The 19318-nt window shown below is 73.1% G+C and carries 15 protein-coding genes and 1 pseudogene; 10 read left to right on the top strand and 6 right to left on the bottom strand.

The genetic code is table 11. The features are described 5' to 3' along the window. Positions 1-30: 30 nt before the first annotated feature. Positions 31-1113 carry a histidinol-phosphate transaminase gene (gene hisC, locus OG618_RS19920; RefSeq protein WP_329488876.1) on the bottom strand — a complete coding sequence of 361 codons (1083 nt, stop codon included), beginning with the start codon at positions 1111-1113 and terminating at the stop codon, positions 31-33. A gap of 359 nt (positions 1114-1472) precedes the next feature. On the opposite strand from hisC, the gene OG618_RS19915 reads away from it, so the two are divergent. The 3 genes from OG618_RS19915 to OG618_RS19905 all read left to right on the top strand — a co-directional run bounded on the left by OG618_RS19915 (position 1473) and on the right by OG618_RS19905 (position 5278). Beyond that, positions 1473-2630, top strand: a complete 1158-nt coding sequence (locus tag OG618_RS19915) for a LacI family DNA-binding transcriptional regulator (RefSeq protein ID WP_078879728.1) — start codon at positions 1473-1475, stop codon at positions 2628-2630. A 300-nt stretch (positions 2631-2930) separates the two neighbouring features. Then, the gene (locus OG618_RS19910; protein ID WP_329488875.1) at positions 2931-4136 is read left to right on the top strand and encodes a metallophosphoesterase; all 1206 of its coding nucleotides are present in this window, start codon (positions 2931-2933) and stop codon (positions 4134-4136) included. A gap of 215 nt (positions 4137-4351) precedes the next feature. Beyond that, positions 4352-5278, top strand: a complete 927-nt coding sequence (locus OG618_RS19905; protein ID WP_329488874.1) for a hypothetical protein — start codon at positions 4352-4354, stop codon at positions 5276-5278. Positions 5279-5347: 69 nt separating this feature from the next. Here the strand turns inward: OG618_RS19905 and OG618_RS19900 are convergent, their stop codons facing one another. After that, complete coding sequence (locus OG618_RS19900) at positions 5348-6325, bottom strand: LysR family transcriptional regulator (RefSeq protein ID WP_329488873.1); 978 nt, start codon at positions 6323-6325, stop codon at positions 5348-5350. 123 nt (positions 6326-6448) lie between these two features. On the opposite strand from OG618_RS19900, the gene OG618_RS19895 reads away from it, so the two are divergent. Continuing rightward, positions 6449-6841 carry a VOC family protein gene (locus tag OG618_RS19895; RefSeq protein ID WP_329488872.1) on the top strand — a complete coding sequence of 131 codons (393 nt, stop codon included), beginning with the start codon at positions 6449-6451 and terminating at the stop codon, positions 6839-6841. Between the two features lie 115 nt (positions 6842-6956). Here the strand turns inward: OG618_RS19895 and OG618_RS19890 are convergent, their stop codons facing one another. Both OG618_RS19890 and OG618_RS19885 read right to left on the bottom strand, forming a co-directional pair. Next, positions 6957-9335: a PKD domain-containing protein gene (locus tag OG618_RS19890; protein WP_329488871.1), complete on the bottom strand. Its 2379-nt coding sequence runs from the start codon at positions 9333-9335 to the stop codon at positions 6957-6959. A 178-nt stretch (positions 9336-9513) separates the two neighbouring features. Beyond that, positions 9514-9708 (bottom strand): annotated as a pseudogene (locus tag OG618_RS19885) (phosphomethylpyrimidine synthase ThiC); the annotation flags it as partial. A 230-nt stretch (positions 9709-9938) separates the two neighbouring features. Here OG618_RS19885 and OG618_RS19880 point away from each other — a divergent pair. Then, the gene (locus OG618_RS19880) at positions 9939-10361 is read left to right on the top strand and encodes a CBS domain-containing protein (RefSeq protein ID WP_329488870.1); all 423 of its coding nucleotides are present in this window, start codon (positions 9939-9941) and stop codon (positions 10359-10361) included. Between the two features lie 80 nt (positions 10362-10441). Here OG618_RS19880 and OG618_RS19875 read toward each other — a convergent pair whose 3' ends face one another. Beyond that, positions 10442-10861 carry a hypothetical protein gene (locus OG618_RS19875; RefSeq protein ID WP_329488869.1) on the bottom strand — a complete coding sequence of 140 codons (420 nt, stop codon included), beginning with the start codon at positions 10859-10861 and terminating at the stop codon, positions 10442-10444. 536 nt (positions 10862-11397) lie between these two features. Between OG618_RS19875 and OG618_RS19870 the strand changes: the two genes are divergently transcribed. Continuing rightward, on the top strand, positions 11398-13284 hold the full coding sequence (locus OG618_RS19870; protein WP_329488868.1) for an ice-binding family protein: 1887 nt from the start codon (positions 11398-11400) through the stop codon (positions 13282-13284). Between the two features lie 165 nt (positions 13285-13449). Here the strand turns inward: OG618_RS19870 and thiC are convergent, their stop codons facing one another. Next, positions 13450-15267 carry a phosphomethylpyrimidine synthase ThiC gene (gene thiC, locus OG618_RS19865; protein ID WP_329488867.1) on the bottom strand — a complete coding sequence of 606 codons (1818 nt, stop codon included), beginning with the start codon at positions 15265-15267 and terminating at the stop codon, positions 13450-13452. 285 nt (positions 15268-15552) lie between these two features. Between thiC and OG618_RS19860 the strand changes: the two genes are divergently transcribed. The 4 genes from OG618_RS19860 (at position 15553) to OG618_RS19845 (ending at position 19229) form a co-directional block, all read left to right on the top strand. Continuing rightward, complete coding sequence (locus OG618_RS19860) at positions 15553-15759, top strand: hypothetical protein (RefSeq protein WP_329488866.1); 207 nt, start codon at positions 15553-15555, stop codon at positions 15757-15759. 103 nt (positions 15760-15862) lie between these two features. Next, complete coding sequence (locus OG618_RS19855; RefSeq protein WP_329488865.1) at positions 15863-17380, top strand: SPFH domain-containing protein; 1518 nt, start codon at positions 15863-15865, stop codon at positions 17378-17380. 89 nt (positions 17381-17469) lie between these two features. After that, on the top strand, positions 17470-18483 hold the full coding sequence (locus OG618_RS19850) for a 3-oxoacyl-ACP synthase III family protein (protein WP_329488863.1): 1014 nt from the start codon (positions 17470-17472) through the stop codon (positions 18481-18483). Beyond that, entirely contained in the window at positions 18480-19229 is a 750-nt protein-coding gene (locus OG618_RS19845; protein WP_329488862.1) for a glycosyltransferase family 2 protein, read from the top strand. Before OG618_RS19850 ends, OG618_RS19845 begins: the two co-directional genes overlap by 4 nt. Positions 19230-19318 lie beyond the last annotated feature (89 nt).

The following is a 19318-nucleotide window of genomic DNA, read 5'->3' as shown; positions in this document are numbered from 1 at the left end:
GCCCCTGGTGAAGCCGGTGTCCGTACGAGGTCAGCCGTCGATCGTCTTGCGGAACGCCTCGGCCACCGTGAGGAAGATCGAGTTGCCCTCGACCTCGCCGATCGAGATCCGGACGCCCTCCGGGAACGGGCGGACGATCACGCCGGCGTCGGCACAGGCCGCCGCGAACTCCTGGGAGCGCTCGCCGAGCGCCAGCCAGACGAAGTTGGCCTGCGAGTCCGGGATCTCCCAGCCCTGGGCGCGCAGCCCGGCGACCACCCGGGTGCGCTCCTCGACCAGTGCGTCGACCCGGACCATCAGGGCCTCCTCGGCCCGCAGCGAGGCGACGGCCGCGTTCTGCGCGAGCTGGGTGACGCCGAACGGCACCGCCGTCTTGCGCAGCGCGTTCGCCACCGGCTCGTGCGCGATCGCGAAGCCGACCCGCATGCCCGCCAGGCCGTACGCCTTGGAGAAGGTCCGCAGCACGCAGACGTTGGGGCGGTCGCGGTAGAGGTCGATGCCGTTGGGGACGTCGGCGTCGCGGATGAACTCGATGTACGCCTCGTCGACGACCACCAGGACGTCGGCGGGCACGGCGTCCAGGAAGCGCTCCAGCTCGGCGCGGTGGATCACGTTGCCGGTGGGGTTGTTCGGGTTGCAGACGAAGATCAGCCGGGTGCGGTCGGTGACCGCGGCCAGCATCGCGTCCAGGTCGTGGTCGCCGCCCGCGGTGAGCGCCACCGGGACGGGGGTCGCGCCGGCGACCTGGGTGATGATCGGGTAGGCCTCGAAGGAGCGCCAGGCGAAGATCACCTCGTCGCCGGGGCCGGCCGTGGCGAGGATCAGCGACTGGGCGACGCCGACCGAGCCGGTGCCGGTGGCGATGTGCTCGGCCGGGACGTCGAAGCGCCGGGCCAGCTCGGCGGTCAGCTCGGTGACGGCCATGTCCGGGTACCGGTTGAGCGAGCCGGCCGCCGCGACGGCCGCTTCGAGCACGCCGGGCAGCGGCTCGTACGGGTTCTCGTTGGAGGACAGCTTGTAGGCGTCGGCGCCGGCGGGCTTGCCGGGCTTGTAGGTGGGGATGCCGTCCAGGCTCGACCTCAGCCGAGGCCCCTGCGCTGCCGTTCCACTCACGGTCCTTCTCCTTCTCTCTCCGTCGGGCCCACTGCGTCGGGCCCGCTGGTGCGTCCGCTCCCGCGCCGGACGGGATCGCCGCCGTACCCCGGGATCTCGCAACGCACCGGACCACCCCGGTCGGGTGCCCTGAACGATACCGACCGCGGCTCACCCGTAGGAGTGAGATGCCCGGTCGGGTTACTGGTGCAGATCAGCCATTCTGCAGGGTTCCTTTGGCACATGTCAGAGGTAAGACGGCTGGTTTCGTGCGGGTATCGAAGGGGCGCACACGGGCTCACTCTTGGAGAAACGTATCTCCAAGGACCCCCGATGCGCCGGTCACAGACCCTTGTCAGGAGCCATACGATCGGTCCGCCATGACAGCAGCAGCCAACCAGAGCGGTCGGCGACCCACCACCTCGCGGCGTCTGGAGCGGGCCGGCATCCGGGATGTGGCAGCAGCCGCAGGAGTGTCGATCACCACCGTCTCCGACGCGCTCAACGGTAAGGGCCGCCTGCCCGACGAGACCAGAAGCCGGGTGCGCGAAGTCGCCGAGCGCCTCGGCTACCGCCCCTCGGCCGCCGCCCGAACCCTGCGCACCGGGCGCTCCGGCCTGATCGGACTGACCGTCACCACCTACGGCGAAGAGCCGTTCACCTTCACCGAGTTCGCCTACTTCGCCGAGATGGCCCGCGCCGCCACCAGCGCCGCGCTCGGCCGCGGCTACGCCCTGGTGGTGCTGCCCGCCTCCTCCCGGCACGACGTCTGGGGCAACATCGCCCTGGACGGCACCGTGGTGATCGACCCGCCCGACCAGGACCCCCTGGTCAGCGAGCTGTACCGGTCCGGCGTCCCGGTGGTCAGCGACGGCAAGCCGGGCAACTGCCCGGTCACCGCCTGGGTTGACAACGACCACGAGGCCGCCGTGCTCGGCATCCTCGACCACCTCTCCGAGGCCGGCGCCCGCCGGATCGGCCTGCTCACCGGCACCAGCACCGACACCTACACCCGGCTCTCCACCGAGGCCTACCTCGGCTGGTGCGCCAAGGTCGGCCAGGAACCGGTCTACGAGACCTACCCGGCGCACGACCCGGCCGCGGGGGCCGTCGCCGCCGACCGGCTGCTGGCCCGCCCGGACCGGCCCGACGCCGTCTACGGGCTCTTCGACCCGAACGGCACCGACCTGCTCGCCGCCGCCCGGCGGTACGGCCTGCGGGTGCCGGACGACCTGCTGCTGGTCTGCTGCAGCGAGAGCGATGTGTACGCGACCACCGAGCCGCCGATCACCACGCTCTCGCTCAAGCCCCGGCGGATCGGGACGACGGTGGTCAACCTGCTCATCGACGCCATCGAGGGGGTGGACTCCGGGACGGGCGTCGACATCGCCCGGCTCTTCCCGCCCCGCTTCCGCACCGCCGGGACGGGGCCGCCGCCCGGCACGCTGATGCCCACCGAGCTGATCGTCCGCGCGTCCTCCCAACGGCGGAGTCCGCGCACCACCGTCAGCCCGCCGCGCCCGCCGGGCGAGGTGTAGGGGGCCGACGGGCGGTGCGCGGGCCGGCCCGGGCGGTCAAACAACCCGCCCGGGCCGGCCGCCCGGGCCGGTGCGTGGGCCGAGCACCGGTGCGGCGGCCGGTCCCGGGCTCCTGGTTCGGCATGGCCCTGTCACGGACCGGCACGCATCGCCACGGACGGCCGCAGGTGATCATCTTGCGGTCTAGACCATACCTAGCCAGGACAAAACGGACCTGACGGACCGCCCGGCTGACGCTCCGGAGGATTGGATACCCACCAGGTGACGACGCCGGGAGAGTGGTCTTCCTATGATGGGCGAATGACACCCGAGGACCGCTTCCCCGGGCCTGAACACCCCGACTCAGGCCCCCGCCACCAGCCGGACCTCGACGTGCTGCCCTTCGGCACCTACTACGAACCCGAGCCGACCGGGTACGCCGAGGCGGCCTACGAGTCGGAGACCTACAGCGGCTACGGCGGCGCCCGCTACCTCGAACAGCACTGGCCGGCCGCCGGACACCCGCAGAACACCGGTCACCCGCACGACGTCGGGCACCCGCACGCCGCGCAGACCGAGCACGGCGGGTACGAGCCGACCCTGCCGGACCGGCCCTCGCCCGCGCACCAGAACGACGACCCGCCGACCATCGAACTCGGGCCCCCGCTGCCCGAGCCCGGCCTGCCCTACCACCCGTACCCGGCGCCCGCCCCGAACGAGCCGCCCGGCCCGCTCTACGTGGTCGGCGACGTGCACGGCTACCTCGACGAGCTGCTCGCCGAACTGCGCCACCAGGGCCTGATCGACGCCGAGGGCCACTGGGCCGCCGGGCGCTCGCGGATCTGGTTCCTCGGTGACTTCACCGACCGCGGCCCCGACGGCATCGGCGTCATCGACCTGGTCATGCAGCTCGCCGCCGAGGCCGCCGCCGCGGGCGGCTACTGCCGGGCCCTGATGGGCAATCACGAACTGCTCTTCCTGGGCGCCGCCCGGTACGGCGACGAACCCGTCCAGTCCACCGCCGGTACGGCCTCCTTCCTGGCCGCCTGGCGGCTCAACGGCGGCCAGCAGCACGACCTGGACCGCCTGGAGACGCACCACATCAGCTGGCTCTCCCGGCTGCCCGCCATCGCGCTGGAGGAGGGCCACCTGCTGCTGCACTCCGACACCACCGCGTACCTGGAGTACGGCGACTCCATCGCCGAGGTCAACGACGCCGTCCACCACCTGCTCGCGGACGAGGGCGTCGACGAGTGGTGGGACTGCTTCCGCCGGTTCACCAAGCGCTTCGCGTTCCGCGGCGACGGCGGCCCGACGGCCGCCCACGAGCTGCTCGACACCTACGGCGGCGCGCGGATCGTGCACGGCCACAGCCCCATCCCGTACCTGACCGGCGCGGTGCACGCCGACGACGGCGCGCCGCCGCACATCCCGGGCCCGTACGTCTACGCCGACGAGCTCGCCGTCGCCATGGACGGCGGGGTCACCATGGAGGGGCGGCTGCTCGTCGCACGGCTGCCGATCTGACCCCCCCGGCCGCCCCACCGACCCCAGGGCGAACACCCGTTCCCGGCGCCCGGGCCGTAGCGCACGCGCGGCCCGGGGCGCGAAATTCCGGAAACTTACTGTCTGCGCGGCCGTGACCACCCCTACCATCGAGGGCACACCACACCCGGCCGCCCGTGTGACGGCCCGTCTCCCTACCCGTCTCCGTGCACCGCGACGGAGCGAACGGGGTTGGCATGAACGGGGTCCCCATGAACAACGCCCCGCACCTGCTCGCCGAGGACCGCCCTGACTACGAGCGCCTCCTCGACGAAGCACTGCGTGACGGCACCGTCCTCACCGCCCTGCGCACGCCCGGCGCACTCACCGCCGACCAGTTGCGCATCAAGGCCCTGCGCGCCGCCGACGGCGTCGCGGCCGCGGCGGCCACCGAGTACACGCACTACCTCCGGCTCCGCGACAGCCTGCGGGAGACACCACCGCCCGCCCGGAGCGGCGAGCCCAGCGCGCCCGGCCTGCTCACCCAGCTGCGCTCCGCCAACGGCGGCGCCGGGCTCTTCCCGGTGCTCACCGTGCTCACCCCGATCCTGGCCTGGGCCGCCGCACTCGTCCTGCTGCTGATCGGCTACACGCTGCGGGCCGCCGACCCCGAGCTACGGCTGGCCCGCTCGCTGCTGACCGCCGGCTGGCTGGCGCTGGCGGCCGGCGTGGTCGCGATGGCGGTGGGCATCGTCGGGCTGATCCTCACCGCCCTGCGGGACGGCGCCGGCACCCCGACGCCCCCCGGCACCGACCCGGACCTCGCCGCCGAGCTCGCCGACGCCCGGCGCGACTGGCAGCGCGCGCTGCGCGAGCGGGCGCTGCTGCCCTACCTGCACACCGCCCTGCGCGCCGACCCCACGACGGCGCCGGGCATACCGGGACCGGGCGCCGAACCCGACACCGCCCGCCCCGACGGCGCCCGCCCGGACACCGCCCGCCCGGACTTCAGCAGCCCCGGTTACAGCGGGCCGGGCTACAGCGGGCCTGGCTTCACCAGCCCCGGTGCCGAGGGGCTCACCGACCCGCAGGGCCGGGAGCCGCGCACGGCCTCCTTCAGCACCCCGGACTTCACCGGCCCCGGCTACACCGGGCCGGGCTTCACGGGGCCGGACGAGGTCTGACCCCGAGGGACGGGCGGGTGGGCCGGGGCGGGTGGGCCCGGGTGGGCCGCCGCCCGGGCCCATCCGGCGTCAGTTCGCCGCGGCCGCACCCGGATCGGCCACCCAACCCGGATCTGCCCCCGCGACCGGATCTGCCCCCGCGACCGGATCGGCGCCGGGCTCCGCCCCCGCGCCGGCATCCGTCGCGGCGCGGACGAACGCGCGGACCCGCTCGGTGGTGTTGCTCTCCAACCAGACCAGCCCGCGCTCGATCGGCGACGCGTCGCGGATCGGCACGTAGGCGACGTCCGGGCGGGGGTAGTACCGCCGGGAGTGCTCGCCCACCGGCAGGACGCCCCGGCCCATCGCCACCAGCGAGAGCATCTCGGAGAAGGTGTTGCCGACCGGCCCCTTGGGCACCGGCCGGCCCGCCGGGGTGCGCTCCGGCGTCCGGTCCCGCTTGAACTCGACCGAGGTGACCGCCGGGTACTGCACCACCGGGTGCTCGGCGAGGACTTCGAGCGAGACCGACTCCGCCCCGGCCAACGGATGCCCGGCGGCCACCGCCAGGACCCGCCGCTCCTCCATCAGCGCCGGCCCGCGGGCCATCCCGTCGAACGGGAAGGCCGCGATGAGGAGGTCGACGGAGCCGTCCAGCAGGCTGGACCGGGAGTTGAACAGCTGCACCTCCCGGACGTCCACCCGGCAGCCCGGGTGGCGCTCGGTGAACAGCCGCACGGCCCTGAGCAGCACCGGCGCGGTCCACTCGCCCAGGAAGGCGACCCGCAGCTCCCCGGTCACCCCGCGCCCGGCCTCGACGGCGCGGCGCACCGACTCCTCGATCCCGGCGGCCAGCGGCGCCAGGTCCCCGGCCAGCCGCTGCCCGATCGCGGTGAGCCGCACGGTCCGGCTGGTGCGCTCGAACAGCCGGGCGCCGATCCGCCGCTCCAGCTTCCCGATCACCTGGCTGATCCGGCCGGTGCTGACTCCCAGACGCTCGGCGGTCCGCCCGAAGTGGAGCTCCTCGGCGAGGGTCAGCAGCGCCTCGATCTCGTGGCGCTCCCACACGGCCGGCTCCCATCGTTTACTTCCGGTGAACGATCCTGGACCGATCGAGCGTTGATCCCCCGCCCGGGGCGGTCCGATCATGGAAGCACGTCACCCAGCCCGCCCCACCCCCGGGAGTCCCCAGTGAGCGCCGTCCGCGTCAAGGCCTTCGACCACCTCGTCCTCAACGTCCGGGACGTCGAGCGCTCGCTGGACTTCTACGCCGGCCTGCTCGGTCTGGCCCCCGTCCGCGTCGACGAGTGGCGGGCCGGCAAGGTCTCGTTCCCCTCCGTGCGGGTCAGCCCGGAGACCATCATCGACCTGACCGCCCGCGAGCGCGGCGGGTCCAACGTCGACCACATCTGCCTCACCGTCGACCCCCTGGACTGGCAGGAGGTCATCGACTCCGGCGCGTTCACCGTCCTCGAAGGCCCCGTCCCCCGCTACGGCGCCCGCGGCAGCGCCACCTCGGTCTACGTGCAGGACCCGGACGGCAACACCGTCGAACTCCGCTGGTACCCCGAGGACGCTTCCTGAGCGCCGGACCCGGCCCACGAACAGGCCGAGGACACGCCGGTACAGGGGTCCGGCGTGCCTTCGGCCGACATCCGGCGGGGGTGCCGGGGCCGCTGGCGGCCCCGGCCGTGCCGCGTTACACGTTCGGGTGGACGAAGTCGATGTCGGACTGCCCGGTGTACGCGCGGCTGAGCAGGAAGCGGGCCTCGGACGGCCGGTACACACCGTAGGTGGTGCGGCCGGTGCCACTCCAGTCACCCACGATCGGCAGGTCGCCGGGCGCGCCGAAGCCGGCGGTGGAGACGCTGCCGTCGTCGTGCCGCAGCGCGAAGACACCGAGGCCCTTCAGGCCCTCGGCCGGCCGGTAGATCCCCAGCTGGGTGTGGCCGACGCCGTCCCAGTCGCCCACCACGGGCAGGTCGCCGGCGTCGCCGAAGACGGCGCTGCTGAAGCTGCCGTCGTCGTGCCGCACGATGAACGCCCCGGTGCTCGGACGGTAGACGGCCAGCTGCGCGTGCCCGTTGCCGTCCCAGCGGCCCGGCACCGGGACGTCCCCCGGGTCGCCCATCGGCACGGCGGTGACGCTGCCGTCCTGGTGTCGCAGGCCGAAGGTGCTCGAACCCGGCCGGTAGATGCCCGCCTGGTCGTGCCCGGTGCCGTCCCAGTCGCCCGCGACCGGAGTGTCACCGGCCTGGCCGAGGTAGATCCGCTCACCCTGGCCGGTCGGCGCGTTGGTGGTCAGCGGGGTCAGCGCGCCGTTCCGGTAGAACGCCACCGTGGCGGGCTGCCCGGTGGTCCAGCGGCCGGCGATCGGAGTGGCCACCGAGACCGGGTACGTGATCGAGGCCGAGCGGCCGTGGTCGTCCGTCACCGTGTGGGTGACGGTGTACGTGCCGGGCTTCGCGTAGGAGTGGCGCGCGGTGGTGGCGCTCCCCGCCACCGGCGCGGTGCCGTCACCGAAGTCGAAGCTCCGGGTGGCCACCGGCCACGGGCTGACCGTCGCGGTGCCGTCGGCCAGCACCTCCTGGCCGCCCGTGTTGTAGGGCGACAGCGCGAGGGCGGGCCGGACCGGGCCGGGAGCGGCGACCGTGACCCGGGCGGACGTGGTCTTCGTCAGGCCCAGGCCGTCGGTCGCGGTCAGCGTGGCGGTGTAGGTCCCCGGGGCGTAGTCGTGCCGCGCCGGGAAGGTGACCGGGCCGACCGGCGCGCTGCCGTCGCCGAAGTCCAGCGTGGCGGTCGCGGGGGACCAGGGCGAATCGACCCGGCCGTTGATCACGGCGGTCAGCGGCTGCCCGGCCGGCGGGGTCGACGAGACGCTCAGCGACACGGCCAGCGGGTCCTGCGCCTCGACCGCGCCCCGGTCGTAGTAGCCGACACCGGTCCCGGTGTTGGCGACCACCGGGTTGTCGGCCCGCGGCCTGCCGCGCCCGTCGGTGGTCAGCGTGCCGGGTGCGGTCGCGTCGGCCGAGTCGACGGCGGGGGAGTCGGGCCGCGACAGGTCCTCACGGGAGGCGGACAGGTCGTGCGCGCCCTGGCCGGAGGCCTGCTGGAACTGCGCGACCGTGGCGTACGTCCGGCCCGCCCAGCTGTACGGCGTCCGCGTCAGCGTGGTGACGAGGTTGTAGTCCGCCTTGGTCCCCGCGGTCGAGCCGACGGACACCGAGAGGTCCTCGTGTCCGGTGGACGCGCAGGCGCCCCAGCTCGGGTGGCCGTTCTCGTCCCCGTCCAGCACGTTGTTCTCGACCGTCGCGCCCGTGGACGCCCCGGCCAGCTCGACCAGCGGCCCGCAGGAGGCCTGGACGGTGTTGCCGGTGACCACCGCGTCCGGAGCGTCGGTGATCCGCACCCCGACGCCCGAGTTGGAGCTGAGGTAGTTGGTCGTCAGGACCGCGTGCCGCACTCCGGCGTCGACCTGGACGCCGCCCGCGTGCGAGGCGCTGATGTCGTTGCGGCTCAGGGTGACGTCGCTGCTCGCACCGGTGATCCGCGCGCTCGGGTACCCGGTGCCGACCGTGCTGTCCCAGCCGGAGCTGTAGACGACCAGGTCGTCGATGGTGACCCGGCTGGAGTCGGTGACCAGGACGGCCTCCCGACCGGAGCGCCCGAAGAGGTGCCGGACCACGACGTCGTGGACGCCGGTGAGGGCGACGACGTTGCTGAGGCCCCCGTACTCCCCGAGGACCGTTCCCCGGCCCGCCGGGTCCTCGGTGTAGGGCGTCCCGACGAAGGTGATCGGCGCCGTCGGCGTCCCGGAGCGGGTGAGCGCGATCGGCTCGTTGTAGTCACCGCCCGCGATGTGCACGGTCTGCCCCGGCCGGACGGCGTCCGTCGCGGCGCCGATGGTGCAGAAGGGCGTGCCCTGACCCCCCGCGGCGGGCGCGGAGTCGGAGCAGGACGCGGACTTGTTGTCCACGTACAGGTCGGTGGCGTCGGCGCTCGCGGCGGCGACCGAGGTGATCGCCCCGGTGACCGACAGGACCAGAACGACTGCAGCCGGAATACGTGCTCTTCGCACGGTGGTTCCCCCATGATTCACGCGATGGCGCCAGAACGGCGGAGCACACATTCGTGTGATCAACATGCTGCTGTCAAATGCATTCCACCCCCCGGCGGCGAGCCCGGGCACCGCAATCCCGGCGCGGTCGATCGGACGTGGAAGCGCACCGGCCCGCGACTCCCCCTTCGGGTCGCGGGAACTCGCGGGCCGTCTCCGGGTCGAGGGCCAGGTTGAACTGGTCCTCCCAGCGGAACTCGAAGCGGGCGTCGGAGAGGGCGTCGTCCCAGGCCTGGGCGCCGGGGTGGCCCTTGGCCAGGTCTGCGGCACGGACGGCGATCTTGTAGGTGATGACGCCGGTCTTCACGTCGTCCCGGTCGCGCAGGCCCAGGTTGAGTGGCTCCTCCGCCAGCGTGTGGTTCCCCGCCGCGGCCGCGCCCCGCGTGTGCGAGGCGTCCTGGGCCGTTTCCCGAGACTGCTCCGGACCCCGCCGGGCCGGGCCTGACCGGAGTAGCCTGGGCTTCATCCAGGGCATTCCGCATCCGGTCCCGTTCCGGCTTCGTTCTGGGTGCAGGACAGCACCGGGCGGCGCAGAACCGCCCGGAGGCGGGTCGGGTCGACGTCATGACCACCCAGTACGCACAGTCCGCGAGCCACGGCCTCACGGTGTCGGACGCGATGGAGCCCTACGAGTACCAGATCGCCGACGACATCACCGTCGACCGGGCCAACGAGATCTTCCGCGGTGCCCACGTCGCCTACCTGCTGGTCCGCGACCACAACGGCCGCTGCGAGGGGCTGGTGACGCGGGCCGGCCTCGATTCGTTCCTGACCCGCTCCTGGTACGCCGAGCGGACCGCGCTGCGCGACACCGCGCACCAGCGGGGCCCGTTCGCCTGGCCCGGGATGGCCCTCGGCCTGGCGGCGCTGGCGATGAGGATCAAGTCCCTCGCGATCTGGCCGGTCGTCGACGACGACGGCTACCTCCTCGGCATCCTCACCGCCGACCGCGTGGCCGGCCTGACGGACCATCACCCCGTCGCCTGACCGTCCGGACGGGTCAGCGCGGCGCGGTCACCCCGGCGGGCGAACTCCCCCGCCCCGCCGACCTCCGGGGCGACGGCCGCTCAGAGCCCGAGGATCTCGCGGATGAGGCCGAGTTTGCGCTCCGGGGAGAGGCCCCGGGGGCGGTCGGCGAGCAGACCGTTCAGGACGGTGGGGATGTCGAACCCGTCGGGGGCCTGGATCGCGTCGATGACCTGGCACCGCAGACCGTCGTCCCGCAGAAACACCCACAGCTCGTGCTCCTTGCGCGGTTCGGCGTTCTCCCTCGGCGACAGCCGCCAGGCCGGGAACCAGCCGAGACCCTCCGCCGCGAGGCTCTCGGCCACTTCGTCCAGCACGTACTTGCCGAGTCTGCGGTATCCGAGTTCCTCGCGCAGCTCTCCGAGCGTGACTCGGAGCAGGCCGCCGACGAGACGGCAGCGTTCGGCCACGGTGCCGGCGTCGCCCTTGGTCGCCGCGAGCAGCCCGCCCTGCCGATTCATTGGGTCGTTCATATGCAGGCCAACGACTCGATCCCCCGAGCGATACGTCATTTCACCACCATGGACGCGGCCAAGAGGAAAAACGGTACTGCTAAGGCGTGGAAGGCACTCAGGGGAGGATTACGACGGCATTCGGGTCCACCGGTCCCATGCGGGAACGACGTCGGACTCCGTGAGCGTAGCCGGATCCGGAGGAGCCGGCCGGAGCTGAGGCCGAGACTCCGTACGCGGCGTTGAGTACGTAGACAAACGACGCGCCGGGCAGAGGTGAAGATACCCCGACGGCGCCACCGCTTCACCCTTTTGCATCTTTATTATTCTTTCCTTCTCATGTTGTTGTTGCACGGTGTACTGAGTTGGTGACGGTGCATCACCATCCCTGGCGGACTGTCGCTCTGTGGCCCTCCCGGGGTGACGCCCGTGGCGCCCCGGCGCACGTACGAGGGCTTGTGGGCCGACCAGAACTCACCATCAGTGCTCCGAAACACCTCTTTCCGGGTGACGGAGCTCAACAACGACAAGAAGGGTCCCGTCCCATGGCAGTCGATGCCATTCCGCCCGCCCCACCCGACAGCGGGCGCCGACGCTCCCGCCTCACGGGGGCGCTCGTCCTGCTCTCCGGATTCACGTTGCTGGCGACAGCAGGTCTGGTCGCGAGCCCCGCGCACGCCGCCACGGCACCGGTGACGCTGGGGACCGACACCAGCTACGCGATCCTGGCCGCCTCAACCGTCACCAACACCGGCCCCAGCGTGATCAACGGAGACCTGGGCCTCAGCCCGGGCACCAGCGTGACGGGCTTTCCGCCCGGGATCGTGAACGGCGTCCAGCACGTCAACGACGCCCAGGCCGCACAGGCCCAGTCCGACCTGGTCATCGCCTACAACGACGCCGCGGGCCGAGCCCCCACCGCCAGCCTGACCTCTCCGGGCGACATCGGCGGACTGACGCTGACGCCCGGCGTCTACAAGGCCACGTCGTCGCTCAACCTCACCGGGACCGTCACCCTCGACGCCCTGGGCGACCCCAGTGCCGTCTTCATCTTCCAGATCGCCTCCACCCTGATCACGGCGCCGTCGAGCGTCGTCAGCCTGGTCAACGGGGCGCAGCCCTGCAACGTGTTCTGGCAGGTGGGCAGCTCCGCCACCATCGACGTCAGCTCCTTCTTCAAGGGCAACATCCTCGCCATGACGTCCATCACCGTGAACCACGCCTCGGTGATCGAAGGCCGTGCCCTGGCCCGCACGGGGGCAGTCACGCTGGACGACAACACCATCACGAGGGCGGCCTGCACCGTCGGCCCGCCCGGACCGAGCGGCCCTGCTGGCCCGAGCGGTCCTGCCGGTCCGAGCGGTCCTGCCGGTCCGAGCGGACCCACCGGTCCGACTGGACCCACCGGTCCGAGCGGACCCGCCGGTCCGAGCGGACCCGCCGGTCCGGCCGGCTCGCCCGGTGCGCCCGGTTCGCCCGGCCCCGACGGCGCTCCCGGCGTACCCGGCGCCCCGGGTGCACCTGGTTCGCCCGGCCCCAACGGCGCTCCCGGCGTACCCGGCACCCCGGGTGCACCTGGTGCCCCCGGCCCCAACGGCGCCCCAGGAGCCCCTGGTGCACCTGGTTCGCCCGGCCCCAACGGCGCTCCCGGCGTACCCGGCACCCCGGGTGCACCTGGTGCCCCCGGCCCCAACGGCGCCCCGGGAGCTCCCGGTGCACCTGGTGCTCCGGGTGCCAACGGACTCCCCGGCGCGAACGGCTCACCCGGTGCCAACGGACTCCCCGGCGCGAACGGCTCACCCGGTGCCAACGGACTCCCCGGCGCGAACGGCTCACCCGGTGCCAACGGACTCCCCGGCGCGAACGGCTCACCCGGAGCCAACGGTTCTCCCGGCGCGAACGGCTCACCCGGAGCCAACGGTTCTCCCGGCGCGAACGGCTCACCCGGAGCCAACGGTTCTCCCGGCGCGAACGGCTCACCCGGAGCCAACGGCTCGCCCGGCGCACCCGGTTCTCCCGGCCCCGCAGGACCGGCAGGACCCGCAGGTCCGACAGGCCCGGCAGGACCGGCGGGCCCCGCAGGGCCGTCCCAGTCTCCAAGCGGCCACGGCGGTCACGGCGGGCCGGGGCACGGCGACCAGGGTCACGGTGGTCATGAGCAAGGTCATCACGGGAACGACCACGGCCCTCACGGCAACGTGCCGGGCGGCTCCGTGCAGGTCGGCAACGGTCACGGCGGCAACGCATCGGGCGCTCCCGTGCAGGGCGGTCCCGTGCAGCACCCGGATGAGTCGGGGGCGGCACTGGCCGCCACCGGCTCGGGTGGATCGATCGGCCTCCTGGTCGGCTCGACGGCCGCCCTCACCCTGGGCGGTGCACTCGTCGTCCTGGTGAGGCGAAGCGGACGAGCCGCGGCCCGCCGACGGCACTGACCCCGACGAAACCCGGCAAACCCCGCAGATCTCGCGGCGACGGCGGACGACCCGGCCGGCGCCGATCGTGGCCCTCCCGGGACGTCCGACGACATCCGACGACGTGAAAGCGCACCGGCCCGCGACTCCCCCCACGGGACGCGGGCCGGTGCAGTCGGTGGAGAGTCAGTCCGCGATCGGCAGGTAGACCCGGTTGCCCTGCTCCGCGAACTCCTCGGACTTGGCCCGCATGCCCGCCAGGGCCTCGGCGTCGTAGTCCGAGGCGACGGCGGAGGAGCCGTCTCCGTGCTCGGCGCGGATCTGCTGGGAGATCTTCATCGAGCAGAACTTCGGGCCGCACATCGAGCAGAAGTGGGCCGTCTTGGCGGGCTCGGCGGGGAGGGTCTCGTCGTGGAACTCGCGGGCCGTCTCCGGGTCGAGGGCCAGGTTGAACTGGTCCTCCCAGCGGAACTCGAAGCGGGCGTCGGAGAGGGCGTCGTCCCAGGCCTGGGCGCCGGGGTGGCCCTTGGCCAGGTCGGCGGCGTGGGCGGCGATCTTGTAGGTGATGACGCCGGTCTTCACGTCGTCCCGGTTGGGCAGGCCCAGGTGCTCCTTGGGAGTGACGTAGCAGAGCATCGCCGTCCCCCACCAGGCGATCATCGCGGCGCCGATGCCCGAGGTGATGTGGTCGTAGCCGGGGGCGACGTCCGTGGTCAGCGGGCCGAGGGTGTAGAACGGCGCCTCGTCGCAGATCTCCTTCTGGAGATCCATGTTCTCCTTGATCTTGTTCATCGGGACGTGGCCCGGGCCCTCGATCATCACCTGGACGTCCCGCTCCCGGGCGATCCGGCCCAGCTCGCCCAGCGTCTGCAGCTCGGCGAACTGCGCCTCGTCGTTGGCGTCGGCGATCGAGCCGGGGCGCAGGCCGTCACCGAGCGAGAAGGTGACGTCGTAGCTCGCGAGGATCTCGCAGAGCTCCTCGAAGTTGGTGTAGAGGAAGTTCTCCCGGTGGTGGGCCAGGCACCAGGCCGCCATGATCGAGCCGCCGCGCGAGACGATGCCGGTCTTGCGACGGGCCGTCAGCGGCACGTACCGCAGCAGCACGCCGGCGTGCACGGTCATGTAGTCGACGCCCTGCTCGCACTGCTCGACGATGGTGTCCCGGTAGACGTCCCAGCTGAGCTCCTCGGCCCGGCCGTCGACCTTCTCCAGCGCCTGGTAGAGCGGCACCGTGCCGATCGGGACGGGGGAGTTGCGCAGGATCCACTCCCGGGTGGTGTGGATGTTGCGGCCGGTGGAGAGGTCCATGACGGTGTCGGCGCCCCAGCGGGTGGCCCAGGTCATCTTCTCCACCTCCTCCTCGATCGAGGAGGTGACGGCGGAGTTGCCGATATTGGCGTTGATCTTCACCAGGAAGTTGGTGCCGATGATCGACGGCTCCACCTCGGGGTGGTTCACGTTGACCGGGATGACGGCGCGGCCGCGCGCCACCTCGGCGCGGACGTACTCCGGGTCCAGGCCCTCGCGCAGGGCCACGAACTCCATCTCCGGCGTCACCACGCCGCGCCGAGCGTAGGCGAGCTGGGTGACGGAGGCGCCGGACCGGCCGCGCAGCGGGCGGCGCGGGCGGCCGGGGAAGACGGCGTCCAGGTTGCGCAGGTTCCCGCCGCGCGGCGAGGTGTGCTTGATCCCGTCGTCCTCCGGGCGGGCCTCGCGGCCGTCGTACTCCTCGACGTCGCCGCGCTGGCGGATCCAGGCGTCCCGCAGCGGCGGCAGGCCGCGCCGCACGTCGGCCTCGTAGGCGGGGTCGGTGTACGAGCCGGAGGTGTCGTAGAGCGGGACGGTCCGGCCGTTGGTCAGGACGACCTCGCGGTACGGGACCCGCAGGTCGGGGCGGGACCCCTGGCGGTAGGCCTTGCGCCAGGCCGGGGTCGGGTAGCCGGTGGCCGCGCTTCCGGCGGCCTGGTTCCGGGCAGACTGCGGCTGTGCGTCGAACGTGGTCATCAGACCCTCTACTCCCTACGCCGGCATTACCCGGTCAGGTTCCTGCGGTCGACGCAGCGGTCGGCACGTCCAGCGACGTTCCGGTCAGCGCCCTCTCAGCCCGGTGCTCCGAGCTCCCGTGTCCGCAGGCGGTGTTGCCTGCGCATGACGTCCAACACCGTAGCGAGCGGATCGCCGCTGGTCCAGAGGGGGTCCCCGGGCGGCGATCCGGACCACGGGGCGCCGCGGCGCTCCGGGGCGGGCAGACTGGCAGTCACGCGGGGCGGGCGGCGAAGGAGGAGCGCAGTGATCGGGAGCACGGGGCGGGTCAGCGGAGCGGTGGGCGCGGGACTGGTCGGCGAGGTGATGGTGCACGTCCCGGAGCGCCGGGGCACGGAGGCGTTCCTCGCCTATCTCGCCGTGCCGGGTGACCGGCTGTCGGTCGGGACGCCCGTGGTGGTGATCGAGTACCACCCGCCCCGGACCGTCTACGTGGCACCGATCCTGCCGTGACAGGGTTGTGACGGACGGTCATGTGCGATCCCTTCTCCTCCGGTTGTCCCGGGCGGACAATCCGAGTCGGCGCATCTCATGCGCCGAAAGGGGGAGTTGAACCATGGTGTTCGTCATCATCGGGACCGCCGCCGGGGTACTGCTGGTGGGTGTCACGCTCTTCAAGCTCATGTGGCGGGTGGCCGAGCCCAACGAGGCCCTGATCATCTCCGGCTCCCGGCACCGGACCGAGGGGGTCGGGGACGGCCTGGGCTTCCGGATCGTCACCGGGCGGGGGACCTTCGTCACGCCGGGGCTGCAGGGCGTCCGCCGGCTCTCGCTGGACCTCAACGAGGCCGAGCTGGACGTCGAATGCGTCACCACGCAGGGCATCCCGGTCCGGGTCAAGGGCGTGGTGATCTTCAAGATCGGCGACGACGACGTCTCCATCGCCAATGCCGCCCGGCGATTCCTGGACCAGCAGAAGCTGATCAGCCAGCGGGTCCACAACGTCTTCGCCGGCCACCTGCGCTCGATCGTCGGCGGGCTCACCGTCGAGGACATGATCCGGGACCGCGAGCGGCTCACCGGGGAGACCAGGGCCGCCTCCGGGCTGGAGATGGAGAAGCTCGGGCTGATCATCGACACCCTGCAGATCCAGGAGATCATCGACCCGACCGGCTACATCAAGAACCTCGCCATCCCGCACGCCGCCGCCGTCCAGCGGGACGCCCGGATCGCCCAGGCCGCGGCCGACCGGATGGCCACCGAGGCGGAGCAGGAGGCCGCCGCCCGCAAGGCCGAGGCGACCCGCAACAGTGCCATCCAGCAGTCCGCGTACCAGGCCGAACGGGACACCGCCAACGCCCGCGCCCAGCAGGCCGGGCCGCTCGCCGAGGCCGCCTCCCGGCAGGAGGTCGTCGTCCAGGAGACGAAGGTCGCCGAACTGGAGTCGCGCCGCAAGGAGCAGCAGCTGCAGATCGAGGTCCGCAAGCCGGCCGACGCCAAGGCGTACGAGACCCGCACCCGGGCGGACGCCGACCGCGACGCGCGGATCTCGGCGGCGCAGGCCCAGGCCCAGGAGACCGAGCTGAAGGCGGCCGCCGAGGCCGGCCAGGTCAGGATCGCGGCCCAGGCCGCGGCGGACGCCACCAGGCTGCGCGCCCTGGCCGAGGCCGAGGCGACCAGGGCCACCGGGCAGGCCGAGGCCGCGGCCACCGAGGCCCGCGGGCTGGCGGACGCGGAGGCCGCCAAGGCGATCGGGCTCGCCAAGGCCGCCGGCATCCAGGCCCGGGCCGCCGCCCTCGCCGAGAACCAGGACGCCGTGGTGGCACAGGAGTTGGCGGAGAAGTGGCCGGACATCGTGCTGGCCGCCGCGCAGTCCTTCGGCAACGTCGAGCACATGGTGCTGCTCAACGGCGCCGACGGGGTGGGCGAGCTGTTCGCCAAGGCGCTCACCATGGGCGGGACCGGCCTCGGCCTGGCCCGCCAACTGCTCACCACCCTGCACGGGCCGGGGCAGCCCGGTCCGGCGCCGGACACCGCGGCGCCGGGCGGAGCCGCCGTACCGGCGGCGGCCGGGACGGCCGCGGGCGGCGCGGCCGTCGCGGTGCCCGTCCAGCAGATCCGGGTCGAGGAGTGACGGCTCCCGGCCCGGTCGAGTAGCCGCCCGCGCCCACCTGAGTACCCGTACTCAGGTGGGCGCGGCGGCGCCGGCCGGAGCATGGGGGCATGCACCCTCCAGCCACCGCGCGGATCGGCATCACCGCCGTCGGAGCCCACCTCCCCGCCCACCGCCTGACCTCCCAGCAGCTCCAGGACGAGGTCACCGCCGGCGGTCGGCTCCGGCTGCCGGAGCGGATGTTCGAGAAGGCGACCGGGATCGTCACCCGGCACTTCGCGGCCGAGGGCGAGTACGCCTCCACGCTGGCGGTCGGCGCCGCCCGGCGCGCCCTGGCGGCCCGCGGACTGGACCCGCTCGACCTCGACCTGCTGCTGTACGCCTCCGCCACCCGGGACGTCTGCGAGCCCGCCACCGCCCACCTCGTCCAGGCCGAACTCGGTTCCCGGGCCCACGCGCTGGACGTCAGCAACGCCTGCAACAGCTTCCTCAACGGCATCGACCTGGCCCGCGCGATGATCCTGGCGGGCCGCGCCCGGCGCGCCCTGGTGGTCACCGGCGAGACGCCGAGCCGGGCGATGCGCCGCGATCCGGCCGGTCAGGAGGACTTCCGGGACGGCTTCGCCGGGTACACCTTCGGCGACGCCGGCGCGGCCGTGGTCGTCGAGGCGGTCGAGCGCGGCGGCATCCTGGACATCGAGACCGAGACGGCCTCCGAGCACTGGGCGGCCGGCGGCATCCCCGGCGGTGGCTCGCGCCACCCGCGCGGCGACGAGTACAGCTACTTCCGGGGCGGCGGAAAGGAGTTGCGCGGCGTCTTCGAGCAGATCGGCGGCGCCATCCTGACCAGGGTCGCGGCCCGTACCGGCCTCGGCTGGGACCACTACGCGCGGGTGCTGGTGCACCAGGTGACCGTCCCCTACCTGGAGCGCTTCGTCGAGCTCACCGGCGTGCCCGCGGAGAAGCTGGTCCTCACCGTGCCGGAGCTGGGCAATGTCGCCAGCGCCACCCTGGGCATCCAACTCGAACGAATAACCCCGGAGTTGAACCCGGGGGACAAGGTACTGCTGATCGGCCTCGGCGGCGGCGTCAGCCTGATGACGATGGTCTGGGAGGCGTCATGAGCACCGGGACGGACCTCTGGGTGGTCGTGCCGGCCTACCAGGAGGAGGCCAGGATCGAGCACACCCTGGCCGCCCTGGCCGCCCAGCACGACCGCGCGTTCACCCTGCTGGTCGCCGACAACGGCTCCAGCGACGCCACCGTGGCGAAGGTCCGGGCCTTCGCCGCCCGGGCGCCGTTCCCGGTCGAGGTGCTGGTCGAGCCGGAGAAGGGCGTCGGCTCGGCGATCGACACCGGCTTCCGGTACGCCATCGCGCACGGCGCCACCCTGCTGGCCCGCACCGATGCCGACTGCCTGCCCGAACCCGGCTGGACGGCGGCCGCCCGGGCCGGGATGCGCGCCTGCGGCGGGCTGGTCTGCGGCCGGGTGACCGCCCGCCGGGACGAGCACGGGCCGGCCGGGCGCGCGGTGTTCCTGGTGCTGGTCGCGCTCGGCGCCCTCTTCGGCCGGATCCGGCCCGCGCACCGCCGCCGGCACGGCTACCTCACGCCGTACCGGATGCACGCCGGCAACAACATGGCGATCACCGCGGAGCTGTACCGGGCCGTCGGCGGGATGCCGCGCCGGCCGTCGCCCACCGACCGGATGTTCATCAACCGGGTGCGCCGCCACACCACCGCGATCGTCCACCGCCGCGACATGGTGGTGCAGAACTCCACCCGGCGGATCCGCGCCTACGGCGTGGTCGGCACCGCCCGCTGGTACCTGGAGCGCGGCGCCGGCCGGCGCTCGGTCGACGTCCGCTGAGCCGGCCGCACGCCCGGGGAACCGCGCACCCGCTGACCGCGCACCCCCGGAACCGAGCGCCCGGAGAACCGACCACCGCAACCCCGTCG

The sequence above is a fragment of the Kitasatospora sp. NBC_01246 genome (assembly GCF_036226505.1).
Classification (GTDB): Bacteria; Actinomycetota; Actinomycetes; order Streptomycetales; family Streptomycetaceae; genus Kitasatospora.
Note: the sequence above shows the minus strand (reverse complement) of the source record. Positions and strands in the feature narration are given on the sequence as shown.

Excerpts from the sequence above, each read along its gene's own strand:
- OG618_RS19850 (WP_329488863.1), top strand. The coding sequence starts at position 17,470 with ATGCACCCTCCAGCCACCGCGCGGATCGGCATCACCGCCGTCGGAGCC.
- OG618_RS19880 (WP_329488870.1), top strand. The coding sequence starts at position 9,939 with ATGACCACCCAGTACGCACAGTCCGCGAGCCACGGCCTCACGGTGTCG.
- OG618_RS19845 (WP_329488862.1), top strand. The coding sequence starts at position 18,480 with ATGAGCACCGGGACGGACCTCTGGGTGGTCGTGCCGGCCTACCAGGAG.
- thiC (WP_329488867.1), bottom strand. The coding sequence starts at position 15,267 with ATGACCACGTTCGACGCACAGCCGCAGTCTGCCCGGAACCAGGCCGCC.
- OG618_RS19870 (WP_329488868.1), top strand. The coding sequence starts at position 11,398 with ATGGCAGTCGATGCCATTCCGCCCGCCCCACCCGACAGCGGGCGCCGA.
- OG618_RS19875 (WP_329488869.1), bottom strand. The coding sequence starts at position 10,861 with ATGAATCGGCAGGGCGGGCTGCTCGCGGCGACCAAGGGCGACGCCGGC.
- OG618_RS19905 (WP_329488874.1), top strand. The coding sequence starts at position 4,352 with ATGAACGGGGTCCCCATGAACAACGCCCCGCACCTGCTCGCCGAGGAC.
- OG618_RS19910 (WP_329488875.1), top strand. The coding sequence starts at position 2,931 with ATGACACCCGAGGACCGCTTCCCCGGGCCTGAACACCCCGACTCAGGC.
- OG618_RS19855 (WP_329488865.1), top strand. The coding sequence starts at position 15,863 with ATGGTGTTCGTCATCATCGGGACCGCCGCCGGGGTACTGCTGGTGGGT.
- OG618_RS19915 (WP_078879728.1), top strand. The coding sequence starts at position 1,473 with ATGACAGCAGCAGCCAACCAGAGCGGTCGGCGACCCACCACCTCGCGG.